This is a genomic window from Corynebacterium sp. MSK019, from assembly GCF_030232425.1.
Taxonomy (GTDB): Bacteria; Actinomycetota; Actinomycetes; order Mycobacteriales; family Mycobacteriaceae; genus Corynebacterium; species Corynebacterium jeikeium_D.
Genome location: NZ_JASPJT010000003.1, coordinates 198,885 through 215,111, shown reverse-complemented (window position 1 = coordinate 215,111; position 16,227 = coordinate 198,885). Strand labels below are relative to the sequence as shown.

The 16,227-nt window shown below is 58.4% G+C and carries 17 protein-coding genes and 1 pseudogene; 14 read left to right on the top strand and 4 right to left on the bottom strand.

Translation table 11 applies throughout. The features are described 5' to 3' along the window. Window positions 1-14 precede the first annotated feature (14 nt). The 3 genes from rpsE to rplO are packed head-to-tail and all read left to right on the top strand — an operon-like array spanning window position 15 to window position 1,277. Entirely contained in the window at window positions 15-632 is a 618-nt protein-coding gene (gene rpsE / locus QP982_RS03435) for a 30S ribosomal protein S5 (RefSeq protein ID WP_005510059.1), read from the top strand. A 5-nt stretch (window positions 633-637) separates the two neighbouring features. Next, window positions 638-823 carry a 50S ribosomal protein L30 gene (rpmD, locus tag QP982_RS03430; protein ID WP_005509843.1) on the top strand — a complete coding sequence of 62 codons (186 nt, stop codon included), beginning with the start codon at window positions 638-640 and terminating at the stop codon, window positions 821-823. A gap of 7 nt (window positions 824-830) precedes the next feature. Beyond that, on the top strand, window positions 831-1,277 hold the full coding sequence (gene rplO / locus QP982_RS03425; RefSeq protein WP_016422071.1) for a 50S ribosomal protein L15: 447 nt from the start codon (window positions 831-833) through the stop codon (window positions 1,275-1,277). A gap of 103 nt (window positions 1,278-1,380) precedes the next feature. Here rplO and QP982_RS10690 read toward each other — a convergent pair whose 3' ends face one another. Then, a complete protein-coding gene (locus tag QP982_RS10690) occupies window positions 1,381-2,532 on the bottom strand; it encodes an aminotransferase class I/II-fold pyridoxal phosphate-dependent enzyme (protein ID WP_370449630.1) in 1,152 nt (383 codons plus the stop codon). Window positions 2,533-2,580: 48 nt separating this feature from the next. Then, window positions 2,581-3,240: pseudogene (locus tag QP982_RS10685) on the bottom strand (6-carboxyhexanoate--CoA ligase); the annotation flags it as partial. A gap of 355 nt (window positions 3,241-3,595) precedes the next feature. Here QP982_RS10685 and secY point away from each other — a divergent pair. Further along, the gene (gene secY / locus QP982_RS03415; protein ID WP_088611995.1) at window positions 3,596-4,927 is read left to right on the top strand and encodes a preprotein translocase subunit SecY; all 1,332 of its coding nucleotides are present in this window, start codon (window positions 3,596-3,598) and stop codon (window positions 4,925-4,927) included. After that, the gene (locus QP982_RS03410) at window positions 4,927-5,478 is read left to right on the top strand and encodes an adenylate kinase (protein WP_005509947.1); all 552 of its coding nucleotides are present in this window, start codon (window positions 4,927-4,929) and stop codon (window positions 5,476-5,478) included. Before secY ends, QP982_RS03410 begins: the two co-directional genes overlap by 1 nt. A 168-nt stretch (window positions 5,479-5,646) precedes the next feature. On the opposite strand, the gene QP982_RS03405 is transcribed toward QP982_RS03410, so the two are convergent. After that, window positions 5,647-6,228: a hypothetical protein gene (locus tag QP982_RS03405; RefSeq protein WP_150960749.1), complete on the bottom strand. Its 582-nt coding sequence runs from the start codon at window positions 6,226-6,228 to the stop codon at window positions 5,647-5,649. Window positions 6,229-6,454: 226 nt separating this feature from the next. Here QP982_RS03405 and map point away from each other — a divergent pair, with 226 nt between their 5' ends. The 9 genes from map to QP982_RS03360 all read left to right on the top strand — a co-directional run bounded on the left by map (window position 6,455) and on the right by QP982_RS03360 (window position 14,456). Continuing rightward, window positions 6,455-7,255, top strand: a complete 801-nt coding sequence (gene map, locus QP982_RS03400; protein ID WP_187400014.1) for a type I methionyl aminopeptidase — start codon at window positions 6,455-6,457, stop codon at window positions 7,253-7,255. Window positions 7,256-7,539: 284 nt separating this feature from the next. Continuing rightward, window positions 7,540-7,761 (top strand): translation initiation factor IF-1, encoded by a 222-nt coding sequence (gene infA, locus QP982_RS03395; protein WP_016422077.1) that lies wholly within the window; start codon window positions 7,540-7,542, stop codon window positions 7,759-7,761. Window positions 7,762-8,057: 296 nt separating this feature from the next. Further along, window positions 8,058-8,426, top strand: coding sequence for a 30S ribosomal protein S13 (gene rpsM / locus QP982_RS03390; RefSeq protein ID WP_005509836.1), 369 nt, complete (start codon window positions 8,058-8,060; stop codon window positions 8,424-8,426). Between the two features lie 3 nt (window positions 8,427-8,429). Continuing rightward, window positions 8,430-8,834: a 30S ribosomal protein S11 gene (gene rpsK / locus QP982_RS03385; RefSeq protein WP_016422078.1), complete on the top strand. Its 405-nt coding sequence runs from the start codon at window positions 8,430-8,432 to the stop codon at window positions 8,832-8,834. 24 nt (window positions 8,835-8,858) lie between these two features. Further along, window positions 8,859-9,464, top strand: a complete 606-nt coding sequence (gene rpsD, locus QP982_RS03380; RefSeq protein WP_005509964.1) for a 30S ribosomal protein S4 — start codon at window positions 8,859-8,861, stop codon at window positions 9,462-9,464. Window positions 9,465-9,537: 73 nt separating this feature from the next. Next, the gene (locus QP982_RS03375; protein WP_016422079.1) at window positions 9,538-10,563 is read left to right on the top strand and encodes a DNA-directed RNA polymerase subunit alpha; all 1,026 of its coding nucleotides are present in this window, start codon (window positions 9,538-9,540) and stop codon (window positions 10,561-10,563) included. Between the two features lie 37 nt (window positions 10,564-10,600). After that, window positions 10,601-11,071 (top strand): 50S ribosomal protein L17, encoded by a 471-nt coding sequence (gene rplQ, locus QP982_RS03370; protein WP_016422080.1) that lies wholly within the window; start codon window positions 10,601-10,603, stop codon window positions 11,069-11,071. Window positions 11,072-11,364: 293 nt separating this feature from the next. Further along, window positions 11,365-12,255 carry a tRNA pseudouridine synthase A gene (locus QP982_RS03365; RefSeq protein WP_126108248.1) on the top strand — a complete coding sequence of 297 codons (891 nt, stop codon included), beginning with the start codon at window positions 11,365-11,367 and terminating at the stop codon, window positions 12,253-12,255. Window positions 12,256-12,314: 59 nt separating this feature from the next. Beyond that, entirely contained in the window at window positions 12,315-14,456 is a 2,142-nt protein-coding gene (locus QP982_RS03360; RefSeq protein WP_016422082.1) for a DUF6541 family protein, read from the top strand. 589 nt (window positions 14,457-15,045) lie between these two features. On the opposite strand, the gene QP982_RS03355 is transcribed toward QP982_RS03360, so the two are convergent. Next, on the bottom strand, window positions 15,046-16,200 hold the full coding sequence (locus QP982_RS03355; RefSeq protein ID WP_016422084.1) for a hypothetical protein: 1,155 nt from the start codon (window positions 16,198-16,200) through the stop codon (window positions 15,046-15,048). Window positions 16,201-16,227: the final 27 nt, after the last annotated feature.

The following is a 16,227-nucleotide window of genomic DNA, read 5'->3' as shown; positions in this document are numbered from 1 at the left end:
GGAAGGAATGCGTGATGTCGGAACGCGATAAGCGCGAAGGCGGACGTAACTCCGCTGACAACAAGAACAACAACCGTCGTGGTGGCCGCGGTAACGACCGTCGCCAGCAGGACGAGCGTTCGCAGTACATCGAGCGCGTAGTAACTATCAACCGAGTTTCCAAAGTCGTCAAGGGTGGTCGTCGCTTCAGCTTCACCGCTCTGGTCATCGTCGGTGACGGCGAGGGCATGGTCGGCGTCGGCTACGGCAAGGCCAAGGAAGTACCGGCAGCTATCCAGAAGGGTGCTGAAGAGGCTCGTAAGAACTTCTTCCGCGTCCCGATGATTGCTGGCACCATTACCCACCCGGTTCAGGGTGAGACCGCTGCTGGCATCGTCCTGCTGCGCCCGGCTGCTCCGGGTACCGGTCTGATTGCCGGCGGCGCTGTCCGCCCGGTTCTCGAGTGCGCCGGTGTTCAGGATGTTCTGTCCAAGTCGCTGGGTACCAACAACTCCATCAACGTTGTTCACGCAACCGTTGATGCCCTCAAGCAGCTGGTTCGCCCTGAAGAGGTCGCCGCACGTCGTGGCAAGTCCCTCGAAGAGGTCACCCCAGCACGTATGCTGCGCGCACGCGCAGGTCAGGGAGCGTGATTTCCATGGCACTGAAGATTACCCAGGTCCGTGGTACCGCTGGTACCAAGCAGAACCAGAAGGATTCGCTGCGCACCCTCGGCCTGAAGCGCATCAACGATTCCGCCGTTCGCCCGGATACTCCGGCTGTGCGCGGTCTCGTGAACGTTGTGCGTCACCTGGTCGAGGTTGAAGAAGTAGCGGGGGAGTAGGTAAACCATGAGCGAACCAATTAAGCTCCACGACTTGGCCCCGGCTCCGGGTGCTAAGAAGAAGAAGACTCGCGTCGGCCGTGGTGAGGCTTCCAAGGGTAAGACCGCTGGTCGCGGCACCAAGGGCACCAAGGCCCGCAAGCAGGTTTCGGCAGCATTCGAGGGTGGCCAGATGCCACTTCACATGCGTCTGCCGAAGTTGAAGGGCTTCAAGAACCCGGCGAAGGTCACCTTCCAGGTGGTCAACGTTTCGGATCTGGAGCGTCTGTTCCCGAACGGTGGCGACGTCACCATCGCCGACCTGGTTGCAAAGGGCGCTGTCCGCGCTAACCAGCCGGTGAAGGTCCTCGGCGACGGCGACATCAACGTCTCCGTCAACGTCACCGCAACCAAGTTCTCGGGCTCCGCAAAGTCCAAGATCGAGGCTGCAGGCGGCTCTGTCACTGAGGCCTAAAGCATTTAAGCTTTAACAAAAGAGCTCTTAACCCAAGTGGTTAAGAGCTCTTTTTGTATTGAGGGGGAGGAAAGGGGAGGGGAGGGCAGCGCAAACCGCCCGCTTACAGCAGGCCGGTGTGGCGCAGAGCCTGCTCCAGTCGGTCGATGTCAGCGTCCGTATGGAGCGCGGTAATGGTCAATCGCAACATTGCCTCACCACGGGGAACCGTCGGGTAGCGAATCGCAGGTATGTACACGCCTAGCTCCGCCAACCGTGCTGAGGCGTCCATCGCTTCGGCCTCGTCGCCAACGGGCAGTGGGATGATTGCAGATGCGGGGTCTGACTGTGCGTCAACCAGGGAGCGGACGCGCGCAATATTACGCTGCAATCGCTTGACGACGTCCCCAGCCTCCAACTGCTTCAACGCGGCGCGGATAGCTGCGACGGAACCGGGGTTCATCGACGTTGAGTACACGAAGCTACGGGCTTGATTGCGTAGCAGGTCGCCAACTGGTGCGGAGCAGAGAACGTATCCTCCTTCGACACCGAGAGCCTTGCTCGCGGTGCCGACCACAATGTCCGGGTGAATGCCCAGGTGCGCTGCGGTGCCACGGCCTTGCTCTCCGATAACGCCGACGCCGTGGGCGTCGTCAAGCATCAACCATGCGTTGTGACGGCGACAGGTGCGCTCGAGTGCGGGGCCGTCGATGACCTCGCCTGACATAGAGAACACGGAGTCGGAGATGACAAGCTTGTGGCGGGCGCTCGATGCTGCGAGGAGACGGTCGAGTGCCTGGTAGTCAGCATGTGGAAAGACCGTGACGTTAGCTCGGGCATTGCGGCACCCGTCGATGATGGAAGCATGGTTGGCGGCGTCGGAGAAGATTTCCACGTCGGCGGTGGCGATGGCAGCGATGGTTGAGTGGTTCGCCTGGTAGCCAGTCGCAAAGAGAACGGCATCGTCGAAACCGAAGAACTGCGCCAGTTCATTCTCAAGTGCGCTGTGGATGCTAGTGCCGGTGGTCAGGCGAGAGCCGCCGGACCCGGTGCCGAAATGTCCAATTGCCTCGGTGGCAGCTGAGATGAGTTCAGGGTGCGTGGACAGGCCGAGGTAGTCCGAAGAAGAAAACAGTAGATAGTCGGTTCCGTCAATTCGGCTGTGTGGCAGTTGTCCGGTTTCGAAAGTGCGCAGTGTGCGGGCAAGCCCTTCAGCGGCCCAGGCCGAGTTCCTTTGGGCGGCGATTGCTGAGAGGTCGCTGTTGGGGGCGGTCACGTCCGGCGAGGAACTGGCGTCAGCTGGGAGCTCGACGTAGACCGGCGCGTTCTCCAGGTAATCGATTAGCTCGGGGATATCGGTGCCGGGTTCAACGATGAAGATGCGAGTACCAAGAGTGCTGCCGTGGTCCTTGATATTGGGGATACGGTGAAAGATTCCGTCCAGCGCCAGATATCCCCGCGTGTAAAAGGGGTCATCGGAGAGGCAGATTTCTGCGACGATACCCGGGGCGCTGTGAACCTTAGATGCGAGGATGAGCGCCTCGTGAAAATGATCCTTGGTGCAGTCCTTACTGGGGTGCGAGATGGCATCAAAAGTGGAAACCCGTACACCACGGGCAGGATTTGGGTCGAGCCGTTCACCGGAGGAGGCATCGATGAGAGCGGCACCGCGGAGACCTGTGAGTGAATAGGCCATTTCGACGGCGATGTCGGCTGCTTGTATGCCTGCAGCGTGTAGGCGTTGAGCAATGAGATTGCGTGCGTCCTCAGGGCTGGGGTTCGACTCTAGAAAGGGAGTCAACGCGGACACGGTGCCGATAGTCGACTCTTCAACCTTGTCCACAGTGATGTGAATTGTGTCGGCTCGACCCTTGTCGTGGTGAAGTGCACGGCTAGTCATTGCAGAAGCCAGCTGAGGTAGTTCGACGGCCGGTGCAAGACGCTCAGCGCCAGAGATATGGCAGCCATCGGCGCTGGATCGCATGCGGATGCTGTAGGTACTCACAGAGCAAAACTTTAACACTGTTCAAGTTTTGTCTGGGAAAATTGGGTGAGGCACAGTGAGGGGGCGTGGGCTCAGAGGGGAGGGGGCGCTGGGATCGTCGTCAAGCGAAAAGAGGTGATTGGCGGGGCGCTGTACTAACGGTGATATGGAGGTGTATTGCGACGATGTGGAGAAACGCTGGTAGACTCACTACGTCAAATACTGTCAATTAAAGGTTTGAGGAATACGTCATCCGCGTTGCTTAACTAAAACGGGAGACTACTGGCGGATAAGCGGGTAAGTCTTTCGGGAAAAGCGTGGGAGAAGCGGATTTCTTGACCTCGGGAGGATGCACGTGGCTTCCGGTCTCATTGCGGCGTTGCGCGATCCCGATTTGCGTAAGAAGATCTTCTTCACTCTGACGATGATCATTCTGTACCGAATCGGCTCGCAGATTCCAACCCCTGGTATCGACTACCAGTTGGTCAACGCGCAGCTCGAGCAGATTTCGAAAGATCAGTCCAGCGTTTACTCGCTGATTAACCTGTTCTCAGGTGGCGCTCTGCTGCAGATGGCGATTTTCGGCATCGGCATTATGCCGTACATTACGGCCTCGATTATCGTCCAGCTGCTCACGGTGGTGATTCCACACTTCGAGCAGTTGAAGAAGGAAGGGCAGTCGGGTCAGACAAAGATGACCCAGTACACCCGCTACCTCACAGTGGCGTTGGCGTTGCTGCAGTCTGCAGGCATTGTGGCCATGGCAGACCGAGGTGCCCTGCTGGGTGGCTCGCAGTCGCTGCTGGTTAAGGATGCGGGTGTCTTTGACCTCGTGGTGATGGTCGTTGTGATGACCTCCGGTGCCGTGCTGGTCATGTGGATGGGTGAGCTCATCACTGACCGAGGCGTCGGCAACGGTATGTCGCTGCTGATTTTCTCCGGTATCGCCGCTGGTATGCCGGCGCAGGGAGCGAACATTCTGCGCTCCACCACCGGTGTCGTGTTCGCCACCGTGATTGTTGCCGTGCTGATTCTCATCATCGGCGTTATTTTCATTGAGCAGGGACAGCGCCGTATTCCGGTGCAGTACGCAAAGCGCATGGTTGGTCGTCGCCAGTACGGCGGATCTTCCACCTACCTGCCGCTGAAGGTGAACCAGGCCGGTGTTATCCCTGTCATCTTCGCGTCCTCTCTGATTTACGTGCCGGTTCTGATTACCCAGATTGTTCAGTCCGGTCAGTCGAATCCGAACATGGACAACTGGTGGCAGCGCAATGTCATTCAGTACCTGCTGGCGCCGTCCAGTTGGCAGTACATTCTGCTGTTCTTCCTGATGATCATCTTCTTCTCCTTCTTCTACACCTCCGTGCAGTACGACCCGCACGAGCAGGCGGAGAACATGAAGAAATACGGTGGATTCATTCCGGGCTTCCGCCCGGGACGTCCGACTGCTGAATACCTGTCCTACGTCCTGATTCGCCTGCTGACTGTCGGCTCGCTGTACCTGGCGCTGATTGCTGTTCTGCCAAATGTCGCTCTTGATATGGGGCTTGGCGACGCGAACTCCGGTACAGGCGGTATGTTTGGAGGTACAGCCCTGCTGATTCTGGTCAGTGTTGCGCTGACGACGGTCAAGCAGGTTGAAAGCCAAATGATGCAACGTAACTACGAAGGGTTCTTGAAGTAATGCGACTCGTACTTGTAGGTCCTCCCGGTGCAGGCAAGGGCACTCAGGCAGCTATCCTCTCGGAGAAGCTCGGTGTCCCGCACATCTCCACCGGTGACCTGTTTCGCGCAAACATCGGTGAAGGCACTCCGCTCGGCATTGAGGCGAAGTCCTACATCGACGCCGGCAACCTTGTTCCGGACGACGTGACTGTGCGTATGGTCGAGTCCCGTCTGAATGAGGACGACGCTGCCAAGGGGTTCCTGTTGGATGGCTTCCCACGCACTGTTGGTCAGGCAGAAGAGCTGAAGCGTCTGCTGTCCAACCTCGGCACTGAGCTGGATGCGGTCGTACAGTTCGACGTTTCTGAGGATGTCGTCGTCGAGCGCATGCTGGCCCGTGGTCGCGCAGACGACACTGAAGAGGTCATCCGCAACCGCATGCATGTGTACACCAATGAGACCGCTCCTTTGCTGGATTACTACTCGGAGAAGATCATCAAGATTGCCGCTGAGGGATCCGTTGAGGAGATTAACGAGCGCACGATGGCTGAGCTGGAGAAGCTGAACTAGGCTCCTGGCACACCGGGTAACTAGACGCTCTAGCTTTTTCGCTGGCTGGGGCCGATGGGTTTGCCGGTTGTAGATGGTTGTTGAAGCCGCCCTTTCGAACCGTTGAGGTTTGGAAGGGCGGCTTTTGTGTGTGGCTGGGGTGGGGCGGGGGGCAGCCGATAGTGAGGGCTACTGGAAGTCCTGAATGATCTCGTCGATAAGCGGCTGTGCGGCCTCGGCGCCAATATTCGCGAAAACGAACTCTTGGTAGATGCGGTTATCCTCATCGATGACCATAACGAAAGGGGACCCCTTGTTGATGCCGCTGAATGCGTGCTTGCCGGGTAGCTCGTATGGCGCGTAGTTTTCGACGGACTCAGCCTTTTCGTTAATGCGCTCGACAGTGGCCGGGTCCTCGGCCGTACTGAGCATTGCGGTGCCACCGTCGCCAACTGCCATTACGCAGGTGAAGCCATGTACGCTCTCGCTGCCAAAAATGACGGGTTTAGAGTCATCCGACTCGACGCAGCTGCCAATCGCCTCCTTAATTGAATCAGGTGTGAAGTTTTGGATTGACTCAGGCAGTGCAGAGGTGCCCATGAAACCCGAGCTGCTTCCAGGGGCCTCCGGCGATTCCGAGGCAGGGGAAGTGGAAGGGACAGTCGGCGCTGGCGACGGTTCGGGGTTGCTTGAGCATGCGCCAATCAGGAAAAGCGAGCTGGCAGCAATAACAACGCCAGCAATCTGCGTGGACTTCAACAGTGAATGCATGCCAGTTATCGTAGGGCAGCTCATCTTTGGGTGTAAATTGCTCGGAAGTGGTAGCAATCCGATTGCGGATTAACTGTCACGAATGAACATCCATAAAAATTCCCATGCAACGCGATGCAAAAATGCATGAAGCAAAGTGCTGGCTGAGGTAGCGGTGCCTTCGTAGGTGGTGGGATGCGGCTAGCCGGTGGCTATTTTCTGAGTCAGAGTAGACTCAACCAGCGTGATGAGTTTTCGACGCCGCCGTAAAGTAGTTCCTGCCCGCACCGAGGGAGAGCTGGATGCGATGCAAGCGGCCGGCGAGATCGTCGGTCGTGCATTGCTAGCCTGCCGAGATGCCGCTAAGTCAGGGGTGACCACGGCGGATCTCAATGAGATTGCGCATCAGGTCATTACCGATGCGGGTGCAACGCCATCTTTCCTTGGTTATGAAGGTTTCCCGGCATCTATCTGTGCATCCGTGAATGAAGTTATCGTCCATGGCATTCCGTCCTCGGCCACAGTTCTATCCGAAGGTGACCTGGTCTCGATTGACTGTGGCGCAATTTTGGACGGTTGGCACGGCGATTCGGCACTGACTTTCGGTGTCGGAAAGCTGAGTGAAGATGTCGAAAAACTAAACATCGCGACGTCGGAGGTCCTCGCCGAAGGTATTAAGGCCATGGTGCCGGGTGCTCGCCTCACCGATATTTCATATGCGCTTGAAACGGCCACCCGTGAGGCTGAACTGCGCCACGATATTGAACTCGGCATCGTCGATGGCTACGGCGGGCACGGCATCGGGCGCGAGATGCACATGGATCCCTTCCTCCCCAACGAAGGCAAAGCAGGCAAGGGCCCCCGCATCGTCGAAGGCTCCGTGTTGGCCATCGAACCGATGCTCATTCTCGGCGGCGAGTGGGGTAGCGATGAGCTTGACGACGGCTGGACGGTCGTCAGCGCCGATAGAATGCCGGCCTCCCATTGGGAGCACACAGTTGCCGCCACGGCGGACGGCCCCCGTATTTTGACTCCTCGATATGAATAACCTGTGCGTGAGGAGCCACGCGAAAGGTTAGAACGTTGCCACTTGAGACGCGATGGCCTCTGTCCCCGTGGGGTGAATCCGCCTGCCGTCGCTTGCAACCGGTCCCATAGTGGTCGTATTTGGTAAAAACGCAGGTCGCGTGTAAAGTTGGGCGATGGTGTGGGCGCAGTGTCGCTGCAGTGATGATTATCCCTGCACGGAACTGCTAAAACACCAGGCAGAGTAGAGATTTCCCAACTGGTGCCGGGATTGTCCCGGGTATCCGCCAGAGAGACGTGGAGGACATGGCTAAAAAGGAAGGCGCAATTGAGGTTGAGGGTCGCGTCGTCGAGCCCTTGCCGAACGCGATGTTCCGAGTGGAGCTGGACAACGGGCACAAGGTGCTCGCCCATATCAGTGGCAAGATGCGCCAGCACTACATCCGTATTCTCCCGGAAGACCGAGTCGTAGTGGAGCTTTCTCCGTACGATCTCGAGCGTGGGCGAATCGTCTACCGCTACAAGTAAATCGACCTGACCACTGTTGGTAGTGGTTATGGGCTTATTTACTAACTAGACAGAAACTCCACCGTCCTAGCTGCTTCTGGTGACGGCCGCGTGATGTTGAGACCTGGTGTCTCAGCAGTTCGGCGCGGCGGTTCTTTATGAAAGCTTTTCCACAGAAGTAAGCGAGAATACCTCCGGCAACGGTGGCTGGAGCCTTTCTATAACACTTGCGCGACTCGGCGTCCGACCGAGTAAGCCGGGTCTGGGAAGGATGGCAGTGGAGTAAACCACCGCATCAACCGGAAGGAAATTGCCGTATGGCACGCCTTGCTGGAGTTGACCTGCCACGCAACAAGCGTATGGAGGTCGCTCTTACCTACATCTATGGCATCGGCCCCGCCCGTGCCAATGAGCTGCTGGAGAAGACCGGCATCTCTCCGGATCTGCGCACCGACGCTCTCACCGATGAGCAGGTTGCTGCGCTGCGTGACGTGATTGAAGCTACCTGGAAGGTCGAGGGTGACCTCCGCCGCCAGGTTCAGGCTGATATCCGCCGCAAGATTGAGATTGGTTCCTACCAGGGTCTGCGCCACCGTCGTGGCCTGCCAGTCCGTGGTCAGCGCACCAAGACCAACGCTCGTACGCGTAAGGGTCCGAAGAAGACGATCGCCGGAAAGAAGAAGTAAAACATGGCAGCTCCGAAGTCCGCACGCGGCCGTCGTACCGGCCGTCGCGTTGTAAAGAAGAACGTGGCTCAGGGCCACGCATACATCAAGTCCACCTTCAACAACACCATCGTGTCCATCACGGACCCGAAGGGCGCTGTTATCTCGTGGGCCTCCTCTGGTCACGTCGGTTTCAAGGGCTCTCGTAAGTCCACTCCGTTCGCTGCTCAGATGGCCGCCGAGAACGCTGCTCGTAAGGCCATGGAGCACGGTATGAAGAAGGTTGACGTTTTCGTTAAGGGTCCGGGTTCGGGCCGCGAAACCGCCATCCGTTCCCTCCAGGCCGCTGGCCTTGAGGTGTCCTCGATCTCGGATGTGACCCCTCAGCCGCACAACGGCTGCCGTCCGCCGAAGCGTCGTCGCGTCTAGGAATAGGGTAAGGAGAGAACAGAAATGGCCCGTTATACCGGTCCCGCAACCCGTAAGTCCCGTCGTCTCCGCGTCGACCTCGTCGGTGGCGACATGAACTTTGAGCGTCGTCCCTACCCTCCGGGGCAGGCTGGCCGCGCTCGTATCAAGGAGTCGGAGTACCTGCTCCAGCTCCAGGAAAAGCAGAAGGCACGTTTCACCTATGGCGTGATGGAGAAGCAGTTCCGTCGCTACTACGCCGAGGCTCACCGTCGTCCGGGCAAGACAGGCGATAACCTCGTCGTCCTGCTGGAGTCGCGTCTCGACAACGTTGTCTACCGCGCTGGTCTGGCTCGTACCCGTCGCCAGGCTCGTCAGCTGGTTTCCCACGGCCACTTCACCGTTAACGGTAAGAAGATCAACGTGCCGTCCTTCCAGGTAAGCCAGTACGACATCATCGACGTGCGCCCGAAGTCGCAGAAGATGATTTGGTTCGAAGAGGCACAGGAGAACCTGGTCGACGCTGTCGTCCCGGCATGGCTTCAGGTTGTTCCTGAGTCCCTGCGCATCCTCGTGCACCAGACCCCGGAACGCGCACAGATCGACATTCCGCTTCAGGAACAGCTGATCGTCGAGTTCTACTCGAAGTAATAACCAACTTCGCTTGCATCCATTCATTCCCTATGGCGTCATATAGCGGTCGCCACCTGGAGGATTTTCGAAAATGCTCATTTCCCAGCGCCCAACGCTGACTGAGGACTACATTGATTCCTCTCGCTCCCGGTTCGTCATTGAGCCGCTGGAGCCGGGTTTCGGTTACACCCTCGGTAACTCTCTTCGTCGTACGTTGCTGTCGTCCATTCCGGGCGCTGCAGTCACCAGCATCCGCATTGACGGTGTGCTGCACGAGTTCACCACTATCCCGGGCGTGAAGGAAGATGTCTCCGACATCATCCTGAACATCAAGGGTCTGGTGCTCTCGAGCGAGTTCGATGAGCCGGCTACCGTTTACCTGCGTCGCGAAGGTGCAGGCGCGGTGACCGCTGCAGACATTGAGTGCCCAGCTGGTGTGGAGATTCATAACCCGGATCACCACATTGCTACTCTCAACGATTCCGGTCGCTTGGATATTGAGATGATCGTTGAGCGTGGTCGTGGCTACGTGCCGGCGACCCCGAACTCCGGTGGCGAAATCGGCCGCATTCCGATGGACCAGATTTACTCGCCAGTTCTGAAGGTCAGCTACAAGGTGGAGGCTACTCGTGTTGAGCAGCGCACCGACTTTGACAAGCTGATCATCGATGTCGAGACCAAGAACTCGATCACCGCCCGCGACGCAATGGCGTCGGCAGGCAAGACTCTGGTTGAGCTGTTCGGTCTGGCACGTGAGCTGAACGAGGCTGCTGAGGGCATCGAGATTGGCCCGAGCCCGCGCGAGGCTGAGGATGTCGCTGCGTACCAGACTCCGATTGAGGATCTGGACTTCTCTATGCGCTCCTACAACTGCCTCAAGCGTGAGGAGATCCACACTGTCGGTGAGCTCGCTGCTCGTACCGAGTCGGATCTGCTGGATATCCGCAACTTCGGTGACAAGTCCATCAATGAGGTCAAGGAGAAGCTCGCTGAGCTTGGCCTCGCTCTGAAGGATTCCCCGAACAACTTCGACCCGGCTGCTGTCGCTGATTTGGACGCTGCCTCGGGCGATGACGCTGACTGGACTGATGGCGCAAGCGCTGGCTACGACGAGTAGTTCACCGACGCGACTTCATTAAAACGAGGAGATACCTATGCCTACCCCTAAGCAGGGTTCCCGTCTCGGCGGCTCCGCTTCGCACCAGAAGAAGATTCTGGCCAACCTCGCGAAGCAGCTCATCGAGCACGGCAAGATTAAGACCACCGACACCAAGGCCAAGCTGCTGCGTCCGTACGTTGAGAAGCTGATCACCAAGGCAAAGCGCGGCACTCTCGCAGATCGCCGCAACGTTGCAAAGCTGCTTAACGACAACTACGCAGTTAAGAAGCTGTTCGACGAGATCGGTCCGCAGTTCGCTGATCGCGACGGCGGCTACACCCGCATCATCAAGCTGGGTAACCGCAAGGGCGACAATGCCCCGATCTCTCTGATTGCTCTGGTTGAGGAAGAGACCGCAACTGCTGAGGCAACTCGCGCAACTCGCGCTGCTGCTTCCAAGCAGGCTGAAGAGGCAAAGGCCGAAGAGGCTGAGGCTACTGAGGCTGAGGCTGCAGAGGAGGAGTAATTCCCCTCGCTGACGGCTTCTGACCGTCACAGCTTTGAACCCCCGTTGAGCAGTTCATATCTGAACGCTCTTCCGGGGGTTCTTTGTGCTTGACGACGGTGCATAGCGCCCGACTCCAGTTCTGCCTCCGGTTACACCGACGGATTACGCACCAACATTGAGAGCAATACGGAGACCCTGCGGTGGAAACTGCTGATTATCTAATCCGGGGTCCCGGCTACAATCTGTTAACCGTGACATCACTTACTCCAACGACTCCGGATACCCCGTGCGATTCTCCCGATCGAGCCGCTATGGGGAGCACCGACTCCGACCTGGTTCGGTTGCGTTTTGACATTGCCTATGACGGGACCGATTTCCATGGTTGGGCTGCTCAGCGCGATAAGCCTACTGGAGAACCGGTGCGGACTGTGCAGGCGACGTTGGAATCCACTTTGGAGAAGGTGTTGCGCACTCCCGTGCAACTGACTGTGGCCGGTCGTACAGATGCCGGTGTTCATGCCTCCGGGCAGGTGGCTCACGCAGATGTTCCTGTCTCCTGTTTAGACACACGTTCTATCGCAGGGGACCCGAGTAATTTGGTTCGTCGTGTAGCGCGACTATTGCCCGCGGACGTGACGCTTCGGGGCACCTCGTTTGCGCCCCCGGGTTTCGATGCCCGCTTTTCCGCGTTACGTCGGCACTATGTCTATCGCGTCACTAGTTGCGTCAGTGGCCCGCTTCCTACCCGTGCTCGCGATACGGCCCACTGGCGGCGGTCAGTGGACATCAACCGCATGCAGGTGGCGGCTGATGCCCTACTGGGGCTCAATGACTTTGCCGCTTTTTGTCGACACAAGCCACATGCGACGACCACTAGAGATCTACAGCGGTTCCAGTGGTTCGACGTATCTACGCGGGAAGAACCAGAGCTGTACGAGGCCCATGTGACTGCCGACGCGTTCTGCTGGTCTATGGTGCGCTCACTGGTTGGGGCCTGCCTTAGTGTCGGTGAGGGGCGACGTGCGGTTGGATTCACTGAACAGTTGTTGAGTGAAGAGAAGCGTTCCCCGTTGGTCCCGGTGGCAGAGGCGCGTGGGCTCAGCCTGGTAGGTGTTGATTACCCCGGCGATGCTGATTTGGCGGCCAGGGCGGAGCAGACCCGCGAGCGTCGTGATGCCCGGACAGATGGGGACGAGGCTTAAATGTGCAAGCTCTCGGTAATATTCCCTGAAGAAAGTGACCGTAGGAGGAGTGTTCGGTAGTGGTGTGGGCAATTGTTAGCTTGGTTGCGCTGCTCGTAATCCCCGGCGCTGTTGTAGTGAGAGCCAGCGGCGTTCGTACTCCGTGGGCGCTGGCCCTCGGTCCTGCGGTGACGTTTGGTATCGCAGGTACCGCAGGGTGGGCGCTCGGCGCTATCGAAGTGCGCTTCACCTTGGTCAGTGCGTCTATCTGCTGGGCCGTGACACTACTTCTCGCGCTTTGCTGGAGTGGCGGCAGCGCTTTGATTCGGCGGCGGCGCGGTAGTGTCGATCGCTCAGTGTCGGCCGAGACGCAGCCGCCCGCCGCAAGTCGATGGCGCGAGTTGGGCTATGGGCTAATCGCAAGTATCGGAGTCATCATCGCAGCGGCGGTTCTCACGTGGACCGCTATCGGCCGCATCGCTTCAATGTCCGAGGGGATGGCGACCATCCAGCAAGGCTGGGACACACTCTGGCATGCAAGTGTGCTCCGTTCGATTACGGAAGACGGCATGGCCTCGGCCACTAGAATGGGCGAGATCCAGAATGTGGAAACTCAGGCGGTGTCCTACTATCCCGCCGCATGGCATGCGTTCGGTGCGCTTTGGATATTGATTGTCCGTCTACCAATCACCGAGGCGGTCAATTACCTCGGCATTATCATTCCGGCCGTGACCATACCCACGGCGGCTGCGGCGCTGACCTGGCGAATTATTGATCGCCGAAAGCTGTCCACCGCCGTTGCTGCGGGGGTTGCGGCGCTTGTTTCCGCAGCGCTTCCGGTATTGATGCCCGTCGGGGTCTTCGTGGGGGCCTGGCCGTACCAGGTCTCGATTGCGCTAGCGATTACCGTTTTTGCCTTTGTTACGTCGCTCCCACACGCACCTCAGCGCATCTTGAGCGCTGCGCTTTCGATAATCGGTATCGGAGAGCTCCATCCGGCATCGGTGCCTACAGTCGTTATGCTCGGTGCAATTTGGTGGTTGTGCTACCGCCTGCCGCGTCCCGCGCATCCTGAACTGGGTGCGGTTCGCGCCAAGCTTTACGACGTCGCGGTGATTGCAGCCGCCTTTGTGCCAGCAGTGGCAGTACTACTGCCGCAGTGGCTTACGGGAACTTCTCAGACCGAGGATGTGCGCGCGGTTAGCGCTGAAGTAGACGACCTCGATCGTTTCGATGCGTGGTATCGAGGCGCCACAATGCTGACCCGCCACACTGAGGAATTCCGGCCGTTCTGGCCAATCATCATCCTCGGTTTCATCGGGATGGCGTTTTTGGTTTTCGCGGATACTTCGCGCCGACGGGTGTGGGTAGTACCGGCCTGGTTTGTTTCGGTGTTGATGACGACCCACGCGCTCAATCATTTTGGTGGCGTGCCGGGCGATATTCTCGCGCTGTATACGGATCTTCACTATTCGACGCCTCACCGGTTGGTGATGGTCACCGCGTACCTGTATTCCGCGCTTGCGGGTATCGCCGTTGCGTGGGGCTGCGCGTGGGCGGCTCGAATTAGTGAGTCAAAAGTGCCATCGACGGGGCGAGTTCTGGGGTTGAGCTTAGCGACGGTGAGCTCTGCTGTACTTGTGGTCTATGGAGTGGCGTCTAATGCTAGCGCTGCGGATTTCGCCTACAAGAGCCCTAGGGAATGGCAAATCATTTCCAAGGCTGACTTGAAGGCATTTGATTGGTTGGCCGAGCAGCCGGAGGCACATAAGTACCGCACGTTTACCAATCCGCCGGAGGGGTCCAGCTGGATGTACGCTCGCAATGACTTGCCGGTAGTGTTCCCGCACTATGACTGGCCAGTGGCGAATAAGTGGACTGCTACCTCAATGCTGTACTGGCACGCTGATTACCTCGGTTTTCCAGACCCCGACCGGCCGGATGGGGTGAACGATGTCGATCGCTCAGCCCGAAAGCTGAACGTGGGATTCATCTATTTGTCACCCCCGGGTATTTGGGATTCCAAGGAGGATTTAGAGTTTCCTGGTGAAGGGCTCTGGGTAGCTCCAGGGGTAACCCCTGTTTATCGAGATAGGGAAGTAACTATCTTCGCCTTCAATGACGTGATTACGCCAGAACGCATCGACGAGATGCGAGCTAGTTCTCCGGAAGTAATTCCTCCCTCGGCTACTAGGGGATGGAGCGATGGTCGGGTAGGTTAGGACACCATGCGGATGAATAAATTTATGGCAACGATCGCAGCCGGTGTGATGATGACTTTCGCGCTGGCCGGATGTGGAGACGACGAGCCGGCTAAGCCGGAAGTCTCGAATCGCTCCGTCAGTTCTTCCGCAAAGACTAAATCCTCGACTCCGCCGAAGCCGACTGAAGAGTCGACGACACCGACAAAATCAGAGACGCCGACGGAAACTCCTGCAATCACCCAGGTCAATGATGCGGATTACACCCCGGCGGACGGCCCAAATACTCGACTCTTTCAGTTGGAGGATGGCACGACACGCTGCTTCCTCAACGATCTGAGCGGTGACGCCTACTTGGCCTGCCAGGTGAATCTTGCCAATCCTCCGATGGTCGATGACGGCACGGGAAACAAGGTTCCCGCCAATGCTGTGTCCTGGAACCCGGGGGGAGTTACTTACGAGGTCCTTACGTTCCCGCCGGCGGGTGAGATGAAGACGCTGCCAGCGAATTCTCAGTTGAGCGCATTCGGTTACAACTGCGCGGCCTATGGCCCGTCTACTCTGGAGTGCTCGGGACCAGCGGGCGCTGCCACTATCGACAATGGCAATGTCACTGGTGCACAGATGCCGAAGGAGGATGTGCCTCCTGCAGCAGGCGGTCAGCCGGGTGGCCAAGAAAATGGCGCTCCGAATGACCCGGCGCAGCAGGGGGAGCCTGACGGCTCCCAGGCGCCGGGCGGTCTGCCAGATTTGGGTGCGTTGATTCCGGGACTAAACCGCTAGTTGCCCGCATAGCTAGTGGCTGCAATTCATCGGTAGTGCGGGCGGTAGATAGCGTCCAGGTGAATTCGCCCATCGCCAGTCGAGGGCACGAAGCTGGCATTTCCGCTGCTGCTGCCGTGGGCGAACCTGTACGACTGACCTCGATGATTCTCGCGATTCCAGTACACAGGTCGGGCTCATACTCTTCGACAACAACCACATCGACGGTGTCGTCTCCAGCTCGAGCGAGAAGTACTGCGCCCAGATCAAGAGCCACAGTATAGAAATGTGGACGGGACGTGCGAATCCCGACTCGATAGCCGAGCGAGAGCATTCCGATGAGCAGCTCACAAATGTCCTGATTGCCGCAGTCGACCTCCAATCGGGGGACGTTCGCGGGACACATTGTGATGGTTTGTCCACTGCTCCCGGCTCCTATGACCTGCGCCGGACCATTAGTGATAGCGATGTCACGTTGTCGGCTTAACCACAGGTGCGGTTTGCGTCCCAACGCCGCCACATGATGAGAGCGTCCAGTGCGGCGCAGCTGCACGACCTCCGCAGAGCTCTCAGTCAGAGCACATTCCGGTGCCGTCAATCGCCGTGCGCGAATACCAAGGGTTCCCAGCCGGTGGATGAGGAAGCGTAGGGCTTGGTCAGCGGAGGCTTCCACCGGAAGAGTTGCCACCAGATGTGTCCAGGGTTCAGGGGCTGTGCCGGAGCGCTCGGCTGCTCGGAAGTAGCGGTGCGCATGCTCTCCGCGGACTTCCGGCGCAATGTGATAAAAGCACAGCGCATCCAGGGTCACTGGGCTGTCGTCGGCAAGCGAGACGATATCCGCAGCGCTTAGCTGGCTTCGCAGGCCTGGTGTGAGACGTAGTCCGATGAGTTGTCCTGGTTCGGTGCGTCGCAGGCGGTCACGAAGGCTGCGGCCGCGCACAGGGACATGCGCGCCTGCAGTGATGGTTATTGCTGTAATGAGTAGCCACAATGACAATGGCATGTGAAAATCCCCCCAATATGTTCCCCA